Origin of the sequence: Arthrobacter sp. YAF34 (genome assembly GCF_052113245.1) — a bacterium.
Classification (GTDB): Bacteria; Actinomycetota; Actinomycetes; order Actinomycetales; family Micrococcaceae; genus Arthrobacter.
Window position 1 is genome coordinate 459,086 of the sequence record NZ_JBFRCV010000001.1, and the last position, 16,325, is coordinate 475,410.

At 67.4% G+C, this 16,325-nt stretch carries 14 protein-coding genes; 10 read left to right on the top strand and 4 right to left on the bottom strand.

Annotated elements, in window-relative coordinates; translation table 11 throughout:
• Positions 1–39: 39 nt before the first annotated feature.
• Together AB4Y72_RS02155 and AB4Y72_RS02160 are read right to left on the bottom strand one after the other, a co-directional pair.
• Entirely contained in the window at positions 40–1,230 is a 1,191-nt protein-coding gene (locus tag AB4Y72_RS02155) for a glycosyltransferase family 2 protein (RefSeq protein ID WP_441424521.1), read from the bottom strand.
• On the bottom strand, positions 1,169–2,281 hold the full coding sequence (locus AB4Y72_RS02160) for an SDR family NAD(P)-dependent oxidoreductase (protein WP_441424583.1): 1,113 nt from the start codon (positions 2,279–2,281) through the stop codon (positions 1,169–1,171). Before AB4Y72_RS02160 ends, AB4Y72_RS02155 begins: the two co-directional genes overlap by 62 nt.
• Positions 2,282–2,665: 384 nt before the next feature.
• Here AB4Y72_RS02160 and AB4Y72_RS02165 point away from each other — a divergent pair, with 384 nt between their 5' ends.
• A complete protein-coding gene (locus AB4Y72_RS02165) occupies positions 2,666–5,014 on the top strand; it encodes an FdhF/YdeP family oxidoreductase (RefSeq protein ID WP_441424522.1) in 2,349 nt (782 codons plus the stop codon).
• Positions 5,015–5,194: 180 nt separating this feature from the next.
• Here AB4Y72_RS02165 and AB4Y72_RS02170 read toward each other — a convergent pair whose 3' ends face one another.
• Complete coding sequence (locus tag AB4Y72_RS02170; RefSeq protein WP_090577613.1) at positions 5,195–5,512, bottom strand: DUF6457 domain-containing protein; 318 nt, start codon at positions 5,510–5,512, stop codon at positions 5,195–5,197.
• 105 nt (positions 5,513–5,617) lie between these two features.
• Entirely contained in the window at positions 5,618–6,592 is a 975-nt protein-coding gene (locus tag AB4Y72_RS02175) for a LysR family transcriptional regulator (protein WP_441424584.1), read from the bottom strand.
• Between the two features lie 131 nt (positions 6,593–6,723).
• On the opposite strand from AB4Y72_RS02175, the gene AB4Y72_RS02180 reads away from it, so the two are divergent.
• The 9 genes from AB4Y72_RS02180 to AB4Y72_RS02220 are packed head-to-tail and all read left to right on the top strand — an operon-like array spanning position 6,724 to position 16,301.
• Positions 6,724–7,605: an FAD binding domain-containing protein gene (locus tag AB4Y72_RS02180; RefSeq protein WP_441424523.1), complete on the top strand. Its 882-nt coding sequence runs from the start codon at positions 6,724–6,726 to the stop codon at positions 7,603–7,605.
• Positions 7,606–7,611: 6 nt separating this feature from the next.
• Positions 7,612–8,196 carry a (2Fe-2S)-binding protein gene (locus tag AB4Y72_RS02185; RefSeq protein WP_441424524.1) on the top strand — a complete coding sequence of 195 codons (585 nt, stop codon included), beginning with the start codon at positions 7,612–7,614 and terminating at the stop codon, positions 8,194–8,196.
• A complete protein-coding gene (locus AB4Y72_RS02190; protein WP_441424525.1) occupies positions 8,193–10,586 on the top strand; it encodes an aerobic carbon-monoxide dehydrogenase large subunit in 2,394 nt (797 codons plus the stop codon). Before AB4Y72_RS02185 ends, AB4Y72_RS02190 begins: the two co-directional genes overlap by 4 nt.
• Entirely contained in the window at positions 10,586–11,545 is a 960-nt protein-coding gene (locus AB4Y72_RS02195; protein WP_441424526.1) for an XdhC family protein, read from the top strand. Before AB4Y72_RS02190 ends, AB4Y72_RS02195 begins: the two co-directional genes overlap by 1 nt.
• Positions 11,529–12,203, top strand: coding sequence for a nucleotidyltransferase family protein (locus tag AB4Y72_RS02200; protein ID WP_441424527.1), 675 nt, complete (start codon positions 11,529–11,531; stop codon positions 12,201–12,203). Before AB4Y72_RS02195 ends, AB4Y72_RS02200 begins: the two co-directional genes overlap by 17 nt.
• The gene (locus AB4Y72_RS02205; protein ID WP_441424528.1) at positions 12,200–13,123 is read left to right on the top strand and encodes an AAA family ATPase; all 924 of its coding nucleotides are present in this window, start codon (positions 12,200–12,202) and stop codon (positions 13,121–13,123) included. Before AB4Y72_RS02200 ends, AB4Y72_RS02205 begins: the two co-directional genes overlap by 4 nt.
• Positions 13,124–13,161: 38 nt before the next feature.
• Positions 13,162–14,406: a vWA domain-containing protein gene (locus tag AB4Y72_RS02210; RefSeq protein WP_441424529.1), complete on the top strand. Its 1,245-nt coding sequence runs from the start codon at positions 13,162–13,164 to the stop codon at positions 14,404–14,406.
• A complete protein-coding gene (locus tag AB4Y72_RS02215; protein WP_441424530.1) occupies positions 14,397–15,146 on the top strand; it encodes an SRPBCC family protein in 750 nt (249 codons plus the stop codon). The genes AB4Y72_RS02210 and AB4Y72_RS02215 overlap by 10 nt, the downstream gene beginning before the upstream one ends.
• A 9-nt stretch (positions 15,147–15,155) precedes the next feature.
• Positions 15,156–16,301, top strand: coding sequence for an XdhC family protein (locus tag AB4Y72_RS02220; protein WP_441424531.1), 1,146 nt, complete (start codon positions 15,156–15,158; stop codon positions 16,299–16,301).
• Positions 16,302–16,325: the final 24 nt, after the last annotated feature.

Genomic DNA, 16,325 nt, shown 5'->3' on the forward strand with positions numbered 1-16,325 from the left:
GCCTGCTGTATGCAGCCCGGGAGCCCGACGCCACCTTCTCTACGCCCCGGCAACGGCTTCACGCCTGCGCCGATCCGGTGCCTGCGAAACCTTCAGGCCACGCCGGAAGCGAATAAGCCCGAAATTCCTTTCCGGTATCGCCATGGCAAAGTACCAGACCATACCGAGAGGAACGAGGACCAAGCTAGTGACCAACGTGTAGAAAGGCATCAGCAAAAGCCAGCGGCTGCGATCCTTCCAGTGAATCCAATATGTCATGCCGAAGTAGAGAATAGCTGCGGCCAGCAGCGACAGACCGGGATGAAAAAGTGCTTCCCATCGCAGCAGGAGAAATGCGAAGAGCACGATGCTGCCGTAGATCCAGAAGAATGGGTGCCATACGCCAAATCGGATATTCACGATATACAAACGGAATTCCCCGCCTGCCCATGCCAGTCGCTGGCGCCACCACGCCCTCAGCGTCACCGGCACTTCCGTATTCACCGCGAAGCGAATGTGCGTCATGCGATATCCGAGACGCTCACCGATCAGCCCTGTTTCGACATCATTTCCCTGGAAAAAGAGTGAGTGCTGCGACATGATGTTCCGCATTGCAGATGCCGTTCCGGCGTGGCAGGCGCCGCTGAGCAGCCAGGGCATGAGGAACCGGAGGCGCATCGCCAGCCGGTACTCATGCCGCTGTAGCTGGACCAATGCGGGACCATCCGATTGCGGCACCAGTTCGATGGAAGCGACATCGTCCCCGCGCCGGCGAAGCTCACCCACAAGCTCGGATAACGGCCGAACTGACGTCGAGTCCGCGTCCAGGCAAACGACATACTCCGCCTGCACAACTGCGGTCAGCGCATCCCTGATTACGCGGTCCCGAACGGTTCCGCCAGTACGACGCCGGGTTCCCGGCGAAGGTGGAACATACTCGCTGCGGAAGATCCGGAACCCGTGCTTCGCGGCTACTTCCGCGAGTGACCGGCGGAAATCCTCGGTCTCACCGGAGGTGGTGCAGAGAATAACCTGGCGGCCATAGCGTCGGAGATAGTCAACGTTAGTCAAATACCGGATGTCGCCGTATATGGGGACAAGAACATCGAAGGACAAACTCTCCAGCGAAGCGTCGTCGATTCCTCGTTGCGCGGGCCCGAAGCGTGTGCTGCGTGCCGCCCCGACAGCGTCAACCAATACTGCCAGAAGGGGCAGTGCCAAGAGCGCCAGCAGAGAGGCCGTCCAGTCCATCGTTTACCTTTCCCGCAGTATTGAATTCTAGAGCTTCGCGAACGAGGGCAGGGTGCGCGCCGTGGTCTACGAGTTCGCGGAGCAGTTCCAGTGCATGGTCAATCGGATATGCTCCGACATCAACCCTCACAATGCGCGGATGTGCTGTGGAATGGTATGTTTCGCGCAGATCGAAAAGCTCCTCGGACATCTTTTCGCCGGGTCGCAGCCCGCTGTACTCGACCTCCGGCATCGGGCAGTCAGCCAGCTCGATATACCGACGCAGCAGGGACTCGATCCGCACCGGGGTACCCATGTCCAGAACATAGGTTTCCCCGCCGGAAGCGAGGCAGGCGGCTTCGATAACCAGGCCTGCCGCTTCAGGGATGGTCATGAAGTACCGTGCAACACTGGGGTCGGTGATCCGGACCCTTTCTCCCCTCTCAATCTGCGTCATGAGCGTGGGCAGAAATGAGCCTCGGCTTCCCAGTACATTTCCAAAACGGACACTTGCCACTTTCGTCTCCGAGGCACCGGCGTACTTGCCCGCAACATGCTCGGCAAGACGCTTGGACCATCCCAACGCCGACGTTGGATTAGCCGCCTTGTCAGTACTTATGTTGACAACCCTGCCCACCCCGGCGGCGATTGCCGCCTGCACCACGGATTGGGTGCCAAAGACATTGGTCTTGACCGCCGCTTCTGGCGCCCGTTCCAAGAGCGGCAGATGCTTATGGGCGGCGGCGTGGAACACGACGTCCGGACGGACCTCCTGCATTATTCGTCGCATCAGCTGCTCGTCGCGGATGTCGGCCAGCCGGTAGACATCATCGTCCAGGAGTGCCATGCCCTCCAGGTCCATTTGCAGGGTGTAGAGTGCGAACTCGTCGTTGTCGACGCAGTAGGTCTTCCCTGCTCCCAGCATTTGCATCTGACGCACTATCTCCGAACCGATGGACCCCCCGGCGCCCGTCACAAGGACGGTTCGACCTTGGAAGAGTGCCTTCGCCGCAGACCCGTAAACGTGGATCGATTCTCTTCCAAGCAGTCGGTCGGCACAAATTTTTTCCATCACGCTTCCCCCAGTATTCACATGATTTTCCAGCAAATGATTGAGACCATTCAGGTCAGGACGGACCCCTTCGGCTCCGCCTGACAGGCGCCCGAACGTAACGAAGAACCCGTATGCCGCAGGGCCCAACACCCTGGACTACGTCTGGTTTTTCCCCACTGAGACCTTCCACCCCTAGAAGACACGGCTTCTGCAGCGGAAGCACGAGTAGCCGCTACGCGGAAAACGCGAGGCTGATACTTAGCAACGGCCCTTGCCTACTAAGGCGGGCGTGGCGGATCACTTCCGGCACTACGGGCAAGCCGGTACGCCGGACGGTAGGGTGCAGAGTGGCACATCAGCGCGTCGTCCTGTCCGGGCGGCGGTTGCAGAAGGGAAGTTCACGTGACTCGCAAGACTCCTCGCATCGAGGAACCGTCCGAGAAAGAGCTCGTTGTCGAGGACGGGCCGGAGAGCTGGGCCGCCGGCGTCCCTGGCGTGTACCACTCCATGAAGCCTGCTATCGAGCAGATGGGGCTCAACCGGACCCGTAAAACCGTCATGGCAATGAACCAGAAGGACGGCTTCGACTGCCCGAGCTGCGCCTGGCCGGACCCGCACCACCGCAAGGCCTTCGAGTTCTGTGAGAACGGGGCCAAGGCCGTCACCTGGGAGGCGACCCCGATCACGGTTCCCTCGAGTTTCTGGGCGGAGCACCCGGTCAGCGAGCTGCGGAGCCGGTCCGAGTACTGGCTCGGCATGCAGGGCCGGCTCACGGAGCCGGTCTACAAGGCCGCCGGCGAGGACCACTACAAGCCGGTCAGCTGGGACGAGGCGCTCCGGCTTGTGGCGGACAAGCTCAAGGGGCTGGACTCCCCCGACCGCGCTGCGTTCTACACGAGCGGCCGCACGTCGAACGAAGCGGCGTTCCTGTACCAGCTGTTGGTCCGCGGCTACGGCACCAACAATCTGCCTGACTGCTCCAACATGTGCCACGAATCCTCGGGCTGGGCAATGGGCCAGACGATCGGGATCGGCAAGGCGACCGTCAGCTTCGACGACTACGCCAACGCTGACCTGATCATCATCATGGGCCAGAACCCGGGGACCAACCACCCCCGGATGATGACTGAACTGGAGAACTGCAAGCGCAACGGCGGCGAGATCGTGGCCGTAAATCCGCTTCCCGAGGCCGGGCTGAGGCGGTACAAGAACCCGCAGCAGGTCAACGGAGTCATCGGCCACGGCGTCCAGATCGCGGACCAGTTCCTGCAGATCCGGATCGGCGGGGACATGGCGCTGCTGCAGGCCGTCTCCAAGCGCGTGCTCGACGCCGAGGCCAAGAACCCCGGGACCGTCCTGGACCACGCTTTCCTGGCCGACCACTGCGAGGGACTCGAAGAGCTCAAGGCACACCTGGCCGGCCTTGATGAGCAGGCTGTGCTGCAGGCCACCGGCCTGCGGAGTGCGGACATTGATGAGCTGGCCGCGCGCTACCTCAAGGCGGAGAAGGTCATCATCACGTGGGCCATGGGCATCACGCAGCAGAAGAAGGGCGTGGCCACGATCAAGGAGATCATCAATCTCCTGCTGCTGCGCGGCAACATGGGCAAACCGGGCGCCGGAGCCTCCCCCATCCGCGGGCACAGCAATGTCCAGGGCGACCGCACCATGGGGATCTGGGAACAGATGCCGCAGTCGTTCATGGAAGCCCTCGGCAAGGAGTTTGACTTCGAGCCGCCCCGGGAGCACGGCACGGACGCCGTCGAAACCATTAACCAAATGCGCGAAGGTGAGATCAAGGTTTTCGTTGCCCTGGGCGGCAACCTTGTGGCGGCTATCTCGGACACGAACGCGGCCGAGGCCGCGATGGAAAACACCGAGATGACGGTCCAGATCTCGACCAAGCTGAACAGGTCCCACACGGTGACGGGCCGCGAGGCTCTGATCCTCCCGACCATGGGCCGGACCGAGATCGACATCCAGGAATCCGGTCCCCAGTTCGTGTCCGTCGAAGACACCGTCTGCGCCGTGCACGCGTCTTGGGGAAGCGTCGAGCCGGTGTCCCATCATCTGCTCTCGGAGCCGGCCATCCTGAGCCGCCTGGGCAAACTCCTGGTCGGCGACAAGATCAAGGCCGACTGGGAGGGTTATGAAAAGAACTATGACCTCATCCGTGATCACATTTCACGGGTCGTGGGCGGCTGCGAGGACTACAACCAACGGATCCGGCAGGAAGGCGGCTTCGTCCTGGCGAACGGACCTAGGGACTCCCGCACCTTCCCGACGCCCACCGGCAAGGCGGTGCTGACTGTCAACGACCTCGAACATGTCCAGCGGCCGGAGGGCACCCTGATCCTGCAGAGCATGCGGTCCCACGATCAGTTCAACACCACCATCTACTCCCACAATGACCGCTACCGGGGCATCAAGAAGGGCCGCCATGTGGTGTTCGTTAACCCGGACGACCTCGCCGAACTGGGCCTGGCGGACGGACAGTACGTGGATATCCGCGGCGTGTACGAGGACGGCGAGGAGCGGGTGGTCCGCAAATTCCGTGTAGTGGCGTACCCCACGGCCCGCGGCTGCGCGGCCGCCTACTACCCCGAGGCGAACGTGCTTGTCCCGCTCAACCACACGGCGGAGGGCAGCAACACACCGATCTCGAAGGCGGTTATTGTCCGGCTCGAGCTGAGCCTGGACCAGACACCGGAGAGCACGGCCCCAGCCTCCGTCGGCGTGGCGTCGCACTAGCCACCCGGTTCGACTGGCCGGGGCCGCGGGACATGCCCAGTCCCCGCCCCGGCCACTGGACATAGCACCACCATGCCCATCCCCGCGCCCGAAGAATGAGCATGCCCCACGGATCGGATCCGAAAAATGCGGAAAGGCCGCGCCCATGGGGGACGCGGCCTTTCCAGAGAGGCGCGGGCGCTACTGGGCCCTCTTGGTCCAGCCTTCTTCGTCCGGGCCGCCGGATTCGCCGTGCTCGCAGAGCTCAATGACTTTGTTCGACGCGGCGTGGACCGCCTCTTGGGTGCCCTTGCGGCCGTTGGTGGATGCAGTGCCCGCCGCGTAGCCCACGATGAACGCGCTGATGGCATCCGCGTGTGGCCCGACGGCTTTGACGGATTCGTCCGCGACCTGGACGATCTTTTCGTGGTCGACTTCCAGGTCAAGAATCTGCAGGGCCTGGATGAGCCGACTGCTCCAATGCCGCAGCGAGCTGTCTTCGTCTCGGGACAACGTCATTGCTACTCCTTCTCGCGGGGTGAATGGATCGTCTAACCCTCAAGGGTTAGCATCCGGCCCGGCGTTGCGCAAAGCGACACAGCGTCCGGCGCCTCGGCCGGCCCTTCAGCTCCAGAGCGCCACATGGAACTTGGACCCCCGCCGTTCGAGCCCTCGCGAACCGCCGGGAGCCACCATGGCCGCGGTGGCATCGGCAGTGGCGGCAAACCGTTGCAAGGTCAGTGCCATGGTGGTGGCCCTGTGGCGGTCGAGGGTGCTGGCCCACCAGAGTCCGGCGACCGGGGTCCCGGCCACCGGAACGCGTACCAGGGCGCCGCTTCGGATTTCATCCCGGACGATGTGGCCCAGCGCCATCATGGTTCCCTCACCGGCCCTGACCGCGGCGAGGGCCTCCGTTTCGCTGCTTAGCCGGACAATCTCCGGCGCCACCCCCTGGGAGGCCAGCCAGCGTCCTTCTTCACTGGCGGCCTGGATGCCGGCGGGTCCGGCAAACCACGGCCGGGCCAGCAGTTCGGTCAGCGCCACCGGCCCGTGTTGCGAGGCAAGGGGATGCCCGGCAGCCGCCACGACCACCCGCTGGTACCGCAGGAACGGGACGGAGTCGATGCCGACGTCGCCCGCGCCGTTGGGGGCGGGCGGCCGGGCGCCCAGGGCAATGTCGTAGACACGTTCCAGCATCATCGACCCCATGTCCTCCGCTTGCTCAACGACCACATCGACAGAGGCGCCGGGAACGCGGCGGCTGAAAAGGTCCAGGAGGCGCCCGGCCGCGTGTTCCGCAAAGGGCGCTGTCGCCACGATTTTCAGGCGCCCGGTCTCGGTCTGGGCATGCGCCACCTCCCGCCGGGCCTTGTCCGCCAGGCCCACGATGTCCTGGGCGTATTCGGCGAGCGCCCGGCCGCCGGGGGTCAGCGAAATTCCGCCGTGCGCGCGCACAAAGAGCGGGTCGCAAAGGTCCTGCCTGAGCGCGGCGAGTGCCGACGACACGGCCGGTTCGCTGACTCCGAGGTGGGCAGCGGCTGCGTGGAGTGAGCCCAGTTTGGCAACCAGGGCGAACGTGCGCAACTGTCCCAATGTCATCGCCACGGCTTCATAACCTTTCGCTTATGACGATATTGACATCCCGGTTAGGCCGGGGCAAGACTGACCTCAATCCGGCGCTAGACAACCGCTGCACCATGCCGCCGGCCCTTCGGAGTGAGGTAGGGATTATGCAGATTCCAGCTCCATTTGACTACGTGCGCGCCACTACCGTGGACAACGCCCTGGAACTTCTCGCCCGGTACGGCCCGGATTCGCGGGTCGTGGCCGGCGGTCACAGCCTTCTGCCGATGATGAAGCTTCGCCTATCCCGGCCCGAATGGCTGATCGACATCAATGACCTCTACGAGCTGGACTTCATCCTTCGTGACGGCAACAAGCTGAGGGTCGGTGCCCTGACCCGCCACACCACCTTGCTGGAATCGGACGAGGTCGCAGCGCTGTTTCCCATCGTGCGGGACGCCGAATTGCGGATCGCCGACCCTGTGGTGCGCAACCGCGGCACGATTGGCGGCTCGCTCTGCCAGGCCGACCCTGCCGAGGACCTCTCCACCGTTTGTGATGTCCTGGGCGCCGAGGCCGTGATCCGCGGGCCGGGCGGCGAGCGCACCCTCACCATGCCCGAGTTCCACCGCGGACCCTACCAAACCGCCGTCGGACAAGATGAGCTGCTTTGCGAACTCAGGTTCCCCATCGTCCCCCGTTCCGGCAGCGCCTACGAGAAGGTCGAACGCCGGGTGGGAGACTGGGCCGTCGGTGCCGCAGGCGCCGCCGTCACCCTCGCTGCGGACGGCACGATTGACGACGCCGCCGTCGGCCTCACCGCGCTGGGCCTTGACCACACGGTGGCCGAGGCCGCGGGCGCGCTCCGCGGCAGGCGCCCGGACGAGGACGTCTTCGCGGAGGCCGGCAGGCTGGCGGCCGCGGCGTGCGATCCGGTGCCCGACCAGCGCGGCCCGGTCGACTACAAGCGGCATCTCGCCGATGAGCTCACCCGGCGGGTATTGCGGCGCGCGTGCGCCCGCGCCGCCGCCCAGATGCAGGAAGGCTGAACCCCGATGCAGATCAGCATGACCGTCAACGGCAGCGACGTCACGAGCGAGATTGAGCCCCGCGTGCTGCTGGTCCACTACATCCGCGAGGTCCTGGGCCTCACGGGCACGCACTGGGGATGCGACACCAGCAACTGCGGGACGTGCGTGGTCCTGATGGACGGCCAGCCCGTGAAGTCCTGCACCGTCCTCGCCGCCATGGCCGCGGGGCACGACATCCGCACCGTCGAGGGACTGGCCGCCGGCGGAACCCTCGACCCGGTCCAGCAGGGCTTTATGGAGGAGCACGGGCTGCAGTGCGGCTTTTGCACCCCGGGGATGATGCTCACGGCCCGTGCGCTGCTGGATAAGAATCCGCACCCGGACGACGCCGAGATCCGGCAGGCCATTTCCGGGCAGATCTGCCGGTGCACGGGTTACGCCACGATCGTCCGCTCGGTGCAGTGGGCCGCCGCCCACCCGGCCGGCGAAGCCGAGGATGCCTCGGCGGCCGGGGAAGTCCTGGACGGCACGGACAACGCCGTGCCCGATGTCGCGGCAGAGACAGCCGCAGCAGAGACAGCAAACACAGCCACAGAGGTGAAGGCATGACCGTCATCCATGAGCACCCGTCCAACCCGGCAGCCGGCGACGAGGACCGTCCGATCGGCTACGGCCGCATCCAGCGGAAGGAAGACCCGCGCTTCGTACGCGGCAAGGGCCACTATGTGGATGACATCGTGCTGCCGGGGATGCTGCATGGTGCCATTCTGCGCGCGCCCGTCGCGCACGCCCGGCTCGTCTCGATCGACACCACCAACGCCCTGGCGCATCCCAAGGTGGTGGCAGTGATCACCGGCAAGGACCTCCTGGGCCTCAAACTCGCGTGGGCGCCGACGCTCTCCGCGGATGTCCAGGCCGTTCTGGTCACCGACAAAGTCCGGTTCCAGGGCCAGGAAGTCGCCTTCGTGGTGGCCGAGGACCGGTACGCCGCCCGTGACGCCCTGGAGCTGATCGACGTCGAATACGATGTCCTTCCCCCGCTGGTGGACGCCCGGAAGGCGCTGGACCCGGACGCGCCGGTGATCCGCGACGAGATCGAGGGCCGGACGGACAACCGGATCTTCGACTGGGAGATGGGCGACAAAGCCGCAACCGATGCGGTGTTCGCCTCCGCCGACGTCGTGGTCAGCCAGGAGATGGTGTACCCGCGCGTCCACCCCGCACCCATGGAGACGTGCGGCGCCGTCGCCGATTTCGACGCCGTCAGCGGCAAACTGACCCTGTACGAGACCACCCAGGCCCCGCACGCGCACCGCACGCTGTTCGCAATCGTCGCCGGCATCCCCGAGCACAAGATCCGGATCGTCTCCCCCGACATCGGCGGCGGCTTCGGCAACAAGGTCGGGATCTACCCCGGCTATATCCTCGCCGTCGTCGGCTCGATCGTCACCGGCCGTCCGGTCAAGTGGGTGGAGGACCGCTCCGAGAACCTGATGTCGACGTCGTTCGCCCGCGACTACATCATGCAGGGCGAAATCGCGGCGACCAAAGACGGCAAGATCCTGGCCCTGCGCACCCACGTGCTGGCCGACCATGGCGCGTTCAACGCCACCGCCCAGCCCACCAAGAACCCTGCCGGTTTCTTCTCCATCTTCACCGGCAGCTACGACCTGCAGGCCGCCCACTGCTCGGTCACCGGCGTCTATACCAACAAGGCGCCCGGCGGGGTGGCCTATGCGTGTTCCTTCCGTGTCACCGAGGCCGTCTACCTGGTGGAGCGGATGGTGGACATCCTGGCCCGCAAGCTGGACATGGACCCGGCGGAGCTGCGGCTGAAGAACTTCATCAAGCCGGAACAGTTCCCCTATGCCAACAAGACCGGCTGGGTCTACGACTCGGGCAACTACGAGGCCGCCATGCGCCTGTCGATGCAGCTTGCCGGCTATGAGGACCTCCGGCGCGAGCAGGCCGCCAAGCGCGAGCGCGGGGAACTCATGGGCATCGGGGTCTCGTTCTTCACCGAGGTCGTGGGTGCGGGGCCGCGGAAGCACTTCGACATCGTGGGCCTCGGCATGGCCGACGGCGCCGAGCTGCGCGTCCATCCCACCGGCAAGGCCGTGGTGCGCCTCTCGGTGCAAAGCCAGGGCCAGGGCCACGAGACCACGTTCGCCCAGATCGTGGCCGAAGAACTCGGCATCCCGCCGGAGGACATCGATGTGGTGCACGGGGACACGGACCAGACCCCGTTCGGACTCGGCACGTACGGCAGCCGTTCGACGCCGGTCAGTGGAGGCGCCGTCGCCCTCGTGGCACGGAAGGTGCGTGAGAAGGCGCGGCTGATCGCCGGCGCCATGCTGGAGACCCGCCCCGAGGACCTCGAATGGGAGAAGGGGCGCTGGTTCGTCAAGGGCGACCCCAGCGTTGGCAAGACGATGGCCGAGATCGCCATGGGGGCCCACGGCACCGTGGCCCTGCCCGAGGGCGTGGACGGGAACCTCGACGCCGAGGTCACCTACGACCCGCCCAACCTCACTTTCCCGTTCGGCGCCTATATCTGCGTGGTCGACCTCGATCCCGGCACGGGACAGGTCAAGGTGCGGCGCTTCGTCGCGGTGGATGACTGCGGCACCAGGATTAACCCGATGATCATCGAAGGCCAGGTGCACGGCGGGCTGACCGACGGCGTGGGCATGGCCCTGATGGAGATCATCGAGTTCGACGAGGCCGGCAACTGCCTCGGCGGGTCCTTCATGGACTACCTGATCCCCACGGCCATGGAGGTGCCGGACTGGGAGACCGGATTCACCGTCACACCGTCCCCGCACCACCCGATCGGGGCCAAGGGCATCGGCGAGTCCGCCACCGTCGGCTCACCCCCGGCGATCGTCAACGCCGTCGTGGACGCCCTCGCCCCCCTCGGCGTCACGCACATGGACATGCCCTGCACCCCGGCCCGTGTCTGGGCCGCCATGCAGGGCCGGGCGAGGCCGCCGATCTGATGCCCACCACCGCAGAAACCCTGGCCGCCAGGGCCGAGGAACTCGCCGGCCGTCGCGAGCCGTTCGTCCACGCCACGGTAGTCCGCGCCCAGCACCCGACGAGCGCCCATGCCGGGGACACGGCCCTGGTGCTGCCCAGCGGTGAGATCCTCGGCTTCGTGGGCGGGAACTGCGTGGAGGAATCGGTGCGCGAGTTCAGCCGGCAGGTCCTGGCCACGCAGGAACCCCTCCTGCTGCGGGTGCTGCCCGGGGAACCGTCCCGGACCGCGGAGGAAGGCGCCGTCGCGGTCTCCAACCCGTGCCTCAGCGGCGGGGCGATCGAGATCTTCCTGCAGCCGCGGATTCCGGCCCCCCGGGTTCTGGTGGTGGGCACCACGCCGGCAGCGCAGGCTCTGGCGACGCTCGGCTCCGGCATCGGCCTCGACGTCGAACTCACGGACGGCGAATCCGCAGCTCCCCGCGCCGATGACGCGGCATTGATTGTCGCCTCGCACGGCAAGGCGGAGGAAGGCGCGCTGGAGGCGGCCCTGCGCGCGGGCGTGCCGTACGTTGCCCTCGTGGCCAGCGAAACCCGCGGCGCCGCCGTGCTGGAGTCCCTGGACGTCGACAATGCCCTGCGGCGGCGGGTTTTCACGCCGGCCGGGCTGCAACTCGGTGCCCGGACCCCCGGAGAGATCGCCCTGTCCATCCTGGCCCAGCTGCTCGGGGAACGGTCCAAGGCGCGGCACGCCGCGGCGCAGCCCGGGGTCCCGGCGGCACTCGCGGAACCGGCGCCCACCGAGTCGGCGCCCACCGAGTCGGGGCCCGCGAGCGCCGTTGATCCGGTCTGCGGCATGCCCGTGCCGGCCGCCGAATCGTCCCTGCACCTGGACTACAACGGGGTCACCGTGTACTTCTGCTCCCCCGGCTGCCGGGCGGCCTTCCGCAAGGATCCGGAGCGCTATGCCCTCGCAACCTGACATGCCGCAGGCGGCCGGAGCCGCCGCCCCCAGGACCGCCGGCATCATCCTCGCCGCGGGAGCCTCCCGGCGCCTGGGCCGGCCCAAGCAACTGCTTCCCTACGGCACGGGCGTCCTGCTCGATGCCGTCCTGGCGACCGCCCGGGCCTGCGCCTTAAGCCAGACGGTCCTGGCCCTGGGCGGAGCGGCGGAAGAGGTGCAGCGCACCGCAGACACGAGCGGCTGCGAGGTGGTGCTCAACCCGGACTTCGGCGAAGGGTGCGCGTCCTCGATCGCCACCGCCCTCGCCGCCGTGGACCCGGAGACCGACGCCGTGGTCCTGCTGCTCGGTGACCAGCCCGGTGTCCGCGCGGCAAGCGTCCGGGCCGTCCTTGACGCCCTCCTGCAAGCACGGTCCGGCGCCGCTGCCCCGGGCGGTCTTCCCGCCACCTCTGCCGGGATCGCGGTCTGCCGCTACGACGACGGCGTGGGCCACCCGATGGCCTTTGCCCGTCGCCTGATTCCGGCCCTGGCTGCCCTCCACGGGGACAAAGCGGTCTGGAAGCTTCTCGAACAGCGGGCGGACGACGTCGTCGAGGTCCGCACGCCTGTCCCTTTGGATGTGGACACCGAGGAAGACTACAGGCGGCTTCTTGGCCGGCTGCGGGAGGCTGTATGACGGCGGCGGCGCGGGCCGGCGCGGAGGAAGACGTGCAGCGCCGGGTCCCGGACGTCCCGTCCCTGATGGCAGCCCTGGACCGCAACAACTACCTGGCCGACGTCGGGCTGGCGACCGCCCTGTTCCTGGCTGTCCGCCTGCCGCAGCCCATCCTGCTGGAAGGCGAGGCCGGGGTCGGGAAGACGGAGGCGGCGAAAGCGCTCGCCGAGCTCCTCGATACCCCGCTGTACCGGCTGCAGTGCTACGAGGGAATCGACGCCGGTGAGGCCCTCTATGAATGGAACCACCAGCGCCAGCTGCTTGGCATCCGGCTTGCCGAGGTCCGGGACGCCTCCGTCACAGAAACGGACCTCTTCGCCCCGGAGTACCTGCTGCGGCGCCCGCTCCTCCAGGCGATCGAACACCCCGGTCCGCGCCCCGCCATACTGTTACTGGACGAGATCGACCGCGCCGACGCCGAATTCGAGGCCTTCACGTTTGAGCTGCTGGCAGAGGCCGCCGTCACCATCCCGGAGCTGGGCACCATCCGGGCCACGCATCCGCCGATCGTCATCCTGACGTCCAACCGGACCCGGGACCTGCACGATGCCCTGACCCGCCGCTGCCTCTACCACTGGATCGACTACCCCGGCCCGGAGCGGATCGCAGAGATCGTCCGCCGCAGAGTGCCGGCCAGCAGCGGCCCGCTGGCCCTCCAAGCTGCCGCCGTCATTACCCGGCTGCGCACCCTGGACCTGGCAAAGCCGCCTGGCATTTCCGAGGCGATTGACTGGGTCTCGGCCCTGGCAGTACTCGGCATTGAACGCATCGATGCCACGACGGCGGAACAGACCCTCGGTTCCATCGTCAAGAACCGCGACGACCTCGAACTCGTCGGTGCCCGGGGGGCCGACTGGCTCGTGGCCGGCTCGGGCGGGTGAGCGCTTTGACGGCCGGCGCACCGCAGGACGAGCGCCCCGTGCCCCCCACGGTAGAAGCGGCGGCCCTGTCCGCGGCCTTCGTCACAGCCCTGCGCCTGGCCGGGCTCTCGTGCTCACCGGACCGGGCTGTCCGGCTGGCCGAGGCACTCCGCCTGGTCCCTCCCGACGACGCTGAAAAGCTGTACTGGGTGTCCCGGGTGGTGCTGGTCTCAGCCCGCGAGCAGCTGCCGGTCTTCGACGCCGTCTTTTCCGCGGTGTTCCGCGGCGCTTTCGACCCCTCCTCGCATCCGGCCCGCGCGGTGTCTCCGGCCGCAGCCCCGGCCGGCACCCCTGAGGAGACCCGTACCCGACCATCTCCGGCCGAGGACCGTGCTCCCGGCTACGCGCCTGCTCCCCCGCGCCCGGAGCCGGCGATTGCCTCCGCGGAAACGGACGCCGGCCAAGACGGCAACACCCCGGCGCGCGAGGCCGTGCTGGCTATGGCGTCCCCCGAGGAACGGCTGCACGAGGCGTCCTTCGCACAGCTGACCGAGGAGGAAGTCGCGGAGATCAGGCGGCTGGCGTCCCGGCTGCTGCTCGCCACCCCGACGCGCCTGAGCCGCCGCGCCCGGAAGTCCGCGCACAGCAGTGCCCGGCTGGATGTCCGCGCCACGGTCCGTGCGGCCCGGCGCTCGGGCACAGACACCACCCGGCTGTTGTATGCCCGGCGCCGACCCCAGCGCCGCAAGCTGGTGATGCTGTGCGATGTCTCCGGTTCCATGGAACCGTATGCGCGGATCTTCGTCTCGCTGCTGCAGGGAGCCGTGGCGGGTGCCGGCGCCGAGGCCTTCGTGTTTTCCACCCGGCTGACACGCCTGACCCGGCAACTGGCACTCCGCGATCCGGACGAGGCCCTGGCCCGGGCCGCCACGGCCGCCCCTGACTGGGCCGGCGGAACCCGGATCGCCGACAGCATCCGGCACTTCGTCGACGAGCACGGCCGCCGCGGCCTGGCCCGTGGCGCGGTGGTGGTGATCTTCTCCGACGGCTGGGCGCAGGAGGACCCCGGGCAGGTAGCGGCCCAGATGGCGCGACTGCGGCGCCTGGCGTACCGGATCATTTGGGTCAATCCACGCAAGGCCGCGCCGCAATACCAGCCGCTGGTGGGCGGCATGGCGGCGGCCCTGCCGTACTGCGACGAATTCGTCAGCGGACACAGCTACACGGCGTTAGCAGAGGTGGCGGCCGCAATCCGCGGCGACGGCCAGGCATCACTCAAGGGAAGAGGGAACTCATGCAGGTAGACAGCACTTTCTCGGTGGTCGCCCCGATCGACACGGTGTGGGACACACTGATGGACTTTGAACGGGTGGCCGGCTGCCTTCCCGGGGCCAAGATCCTGAACAAGCTCTCCGACGACGCCTACCAGGTGGGCATGAGCGTGAAGCTCGGCCCGGTCTCGATGCAGTACAAGGGCCTGCTGAACGTCATCGAACGCAACGCGGCCGAACACCGTGCCGTGCTCGGCGGCAAAGCCCAGGAGACCCGCGGACAGGGCACCGCCGAGGCGACAGTGACCCTGACGCTCACAGAAGAAGGCGACGCCACACGGGGGTCCGTCAACGCGGACCTTGCGCTCTCCGGTAAGGCCGCGGCCATGGGCAAGGGTGTGATCGGCAGCGTCACCGAGCAGATGATGGCCCTCTTCGCGAACAACCTGCAGGCGATGCTGGCCGAGGGGACTCCCCCGGCCCCCGAGGCTGTCCCGGAACCGGTTCCGGCGTCGGCCGCCGTTTCTGCTCCGGCACCGGCCCCAACTGCTACACCGTCCCCAGCTCCGGCTCCGGCTCCGGCTCCGGCTCCGGCGGTGCCGCCTCCGGCCGCCGGCAGCCTGGATGCCCTGGGCCTCGCCAAGGGTATCGCCGCAGATCAGCTGTCCAGCCCGGCGAGGGTCCTCGGCATCCTCGCCGTGGTGGCGTTCCTTGCGTACTGGGCCGGCCGGCGGTCTGCGTTCCGCATGCTCCGCCTGTGCGGCAGGCTCTGAGGCACGCCAATGCGCGATGTCCTGGCGGCCATATTGCCGGACTGGAGGAGGGGTGCCACGGCAGGCCTCGCCACTGTCGTGAGCACCTTCAAATCCGCCCCGAGGCTCCCCGGCGCGGCCATGCTCGTGACGTCCGACGGCGAGGCCGTGGGGTCGGTCTCCGGCGGCTGCGTTGAGGGTGCCGTCTACGAGCTGGCCAGCCAGGTCAAGGACGACGGCGAGCCCGCCCTGGTGCGCTACGGGATCAGCGACGACGACGCCTATGCCGTGGGCCTGACCTGCGGCGGGATTATCGATATCTTCGTGGAGCCCGTATCCCGGCAGCACTTTTCCGAGCTCGACGACGTCGCGCAGGACATCTCCGCCGGGCGGCGGGTGGGCGTCGCCACCGTCATCGAACACCCGGATGCGGCCCGAGTGGGGCGGCACCTCATCGTCAGGCCGGACGGCTGCGAGGGTGACCTGGGCTCGGAGCGGACCAATCACGCTGTGGGCGATGACGCCCAGGGGCTCCTGGCCGCCGGACGGACGGGCATCCTGACCTACGGCGCCGATGGCGAGCGGCTGGACACAGGCATGCGCGTCTTTTTCGCAAGCTATGCCCCGCCGCCGCGCATGATCGTCTTCGGCGCCATCGACTTCGCCGCAGCGCTGGCCCGGCTGGGCGCCTTCCTGGGGTACCGGGTGACCGTCTGTGATGCCCGGCCGGTCTTCGCTACTCCCGCGCGATTTCCCGACGCCGACGAGGTGGTCAACGCGTGGCCGCACCGCTATCTGAGCGATCAGTTCGCCCAAGGACTCCTGGATGCCAGGACCGTGCTGTGCGTCCTCACCCACGATCCGAAGTTCGATATCCCCGTCCTTGAGGTGGCCCTCCGGGGCGGGCCCGTGGCGTTCATCGGCGCTATGGGATCGAGGCGTACGCACGAGGACAGGGTGGCCCGGCTCCGCCAGGCTGGACTGAGCGAGGCCGAACTGTCCCGGCTGCACAGCCCCGTGGGCCTTGACTTGGGCGCCCGCACCCCCGAGGAAACGGCCGTATCCATTGCCGCGGAGTTCATTGCCCGGCAGTGGAGCGGCAGCGGCGAGCCGTTGCGGAACCTCGGCGAGCGGATCCACCACGACGAACAGAATCCCGGCCAGCAGCAGGCCTAGCGCGCGGTCAGGATCTCAGGGCCG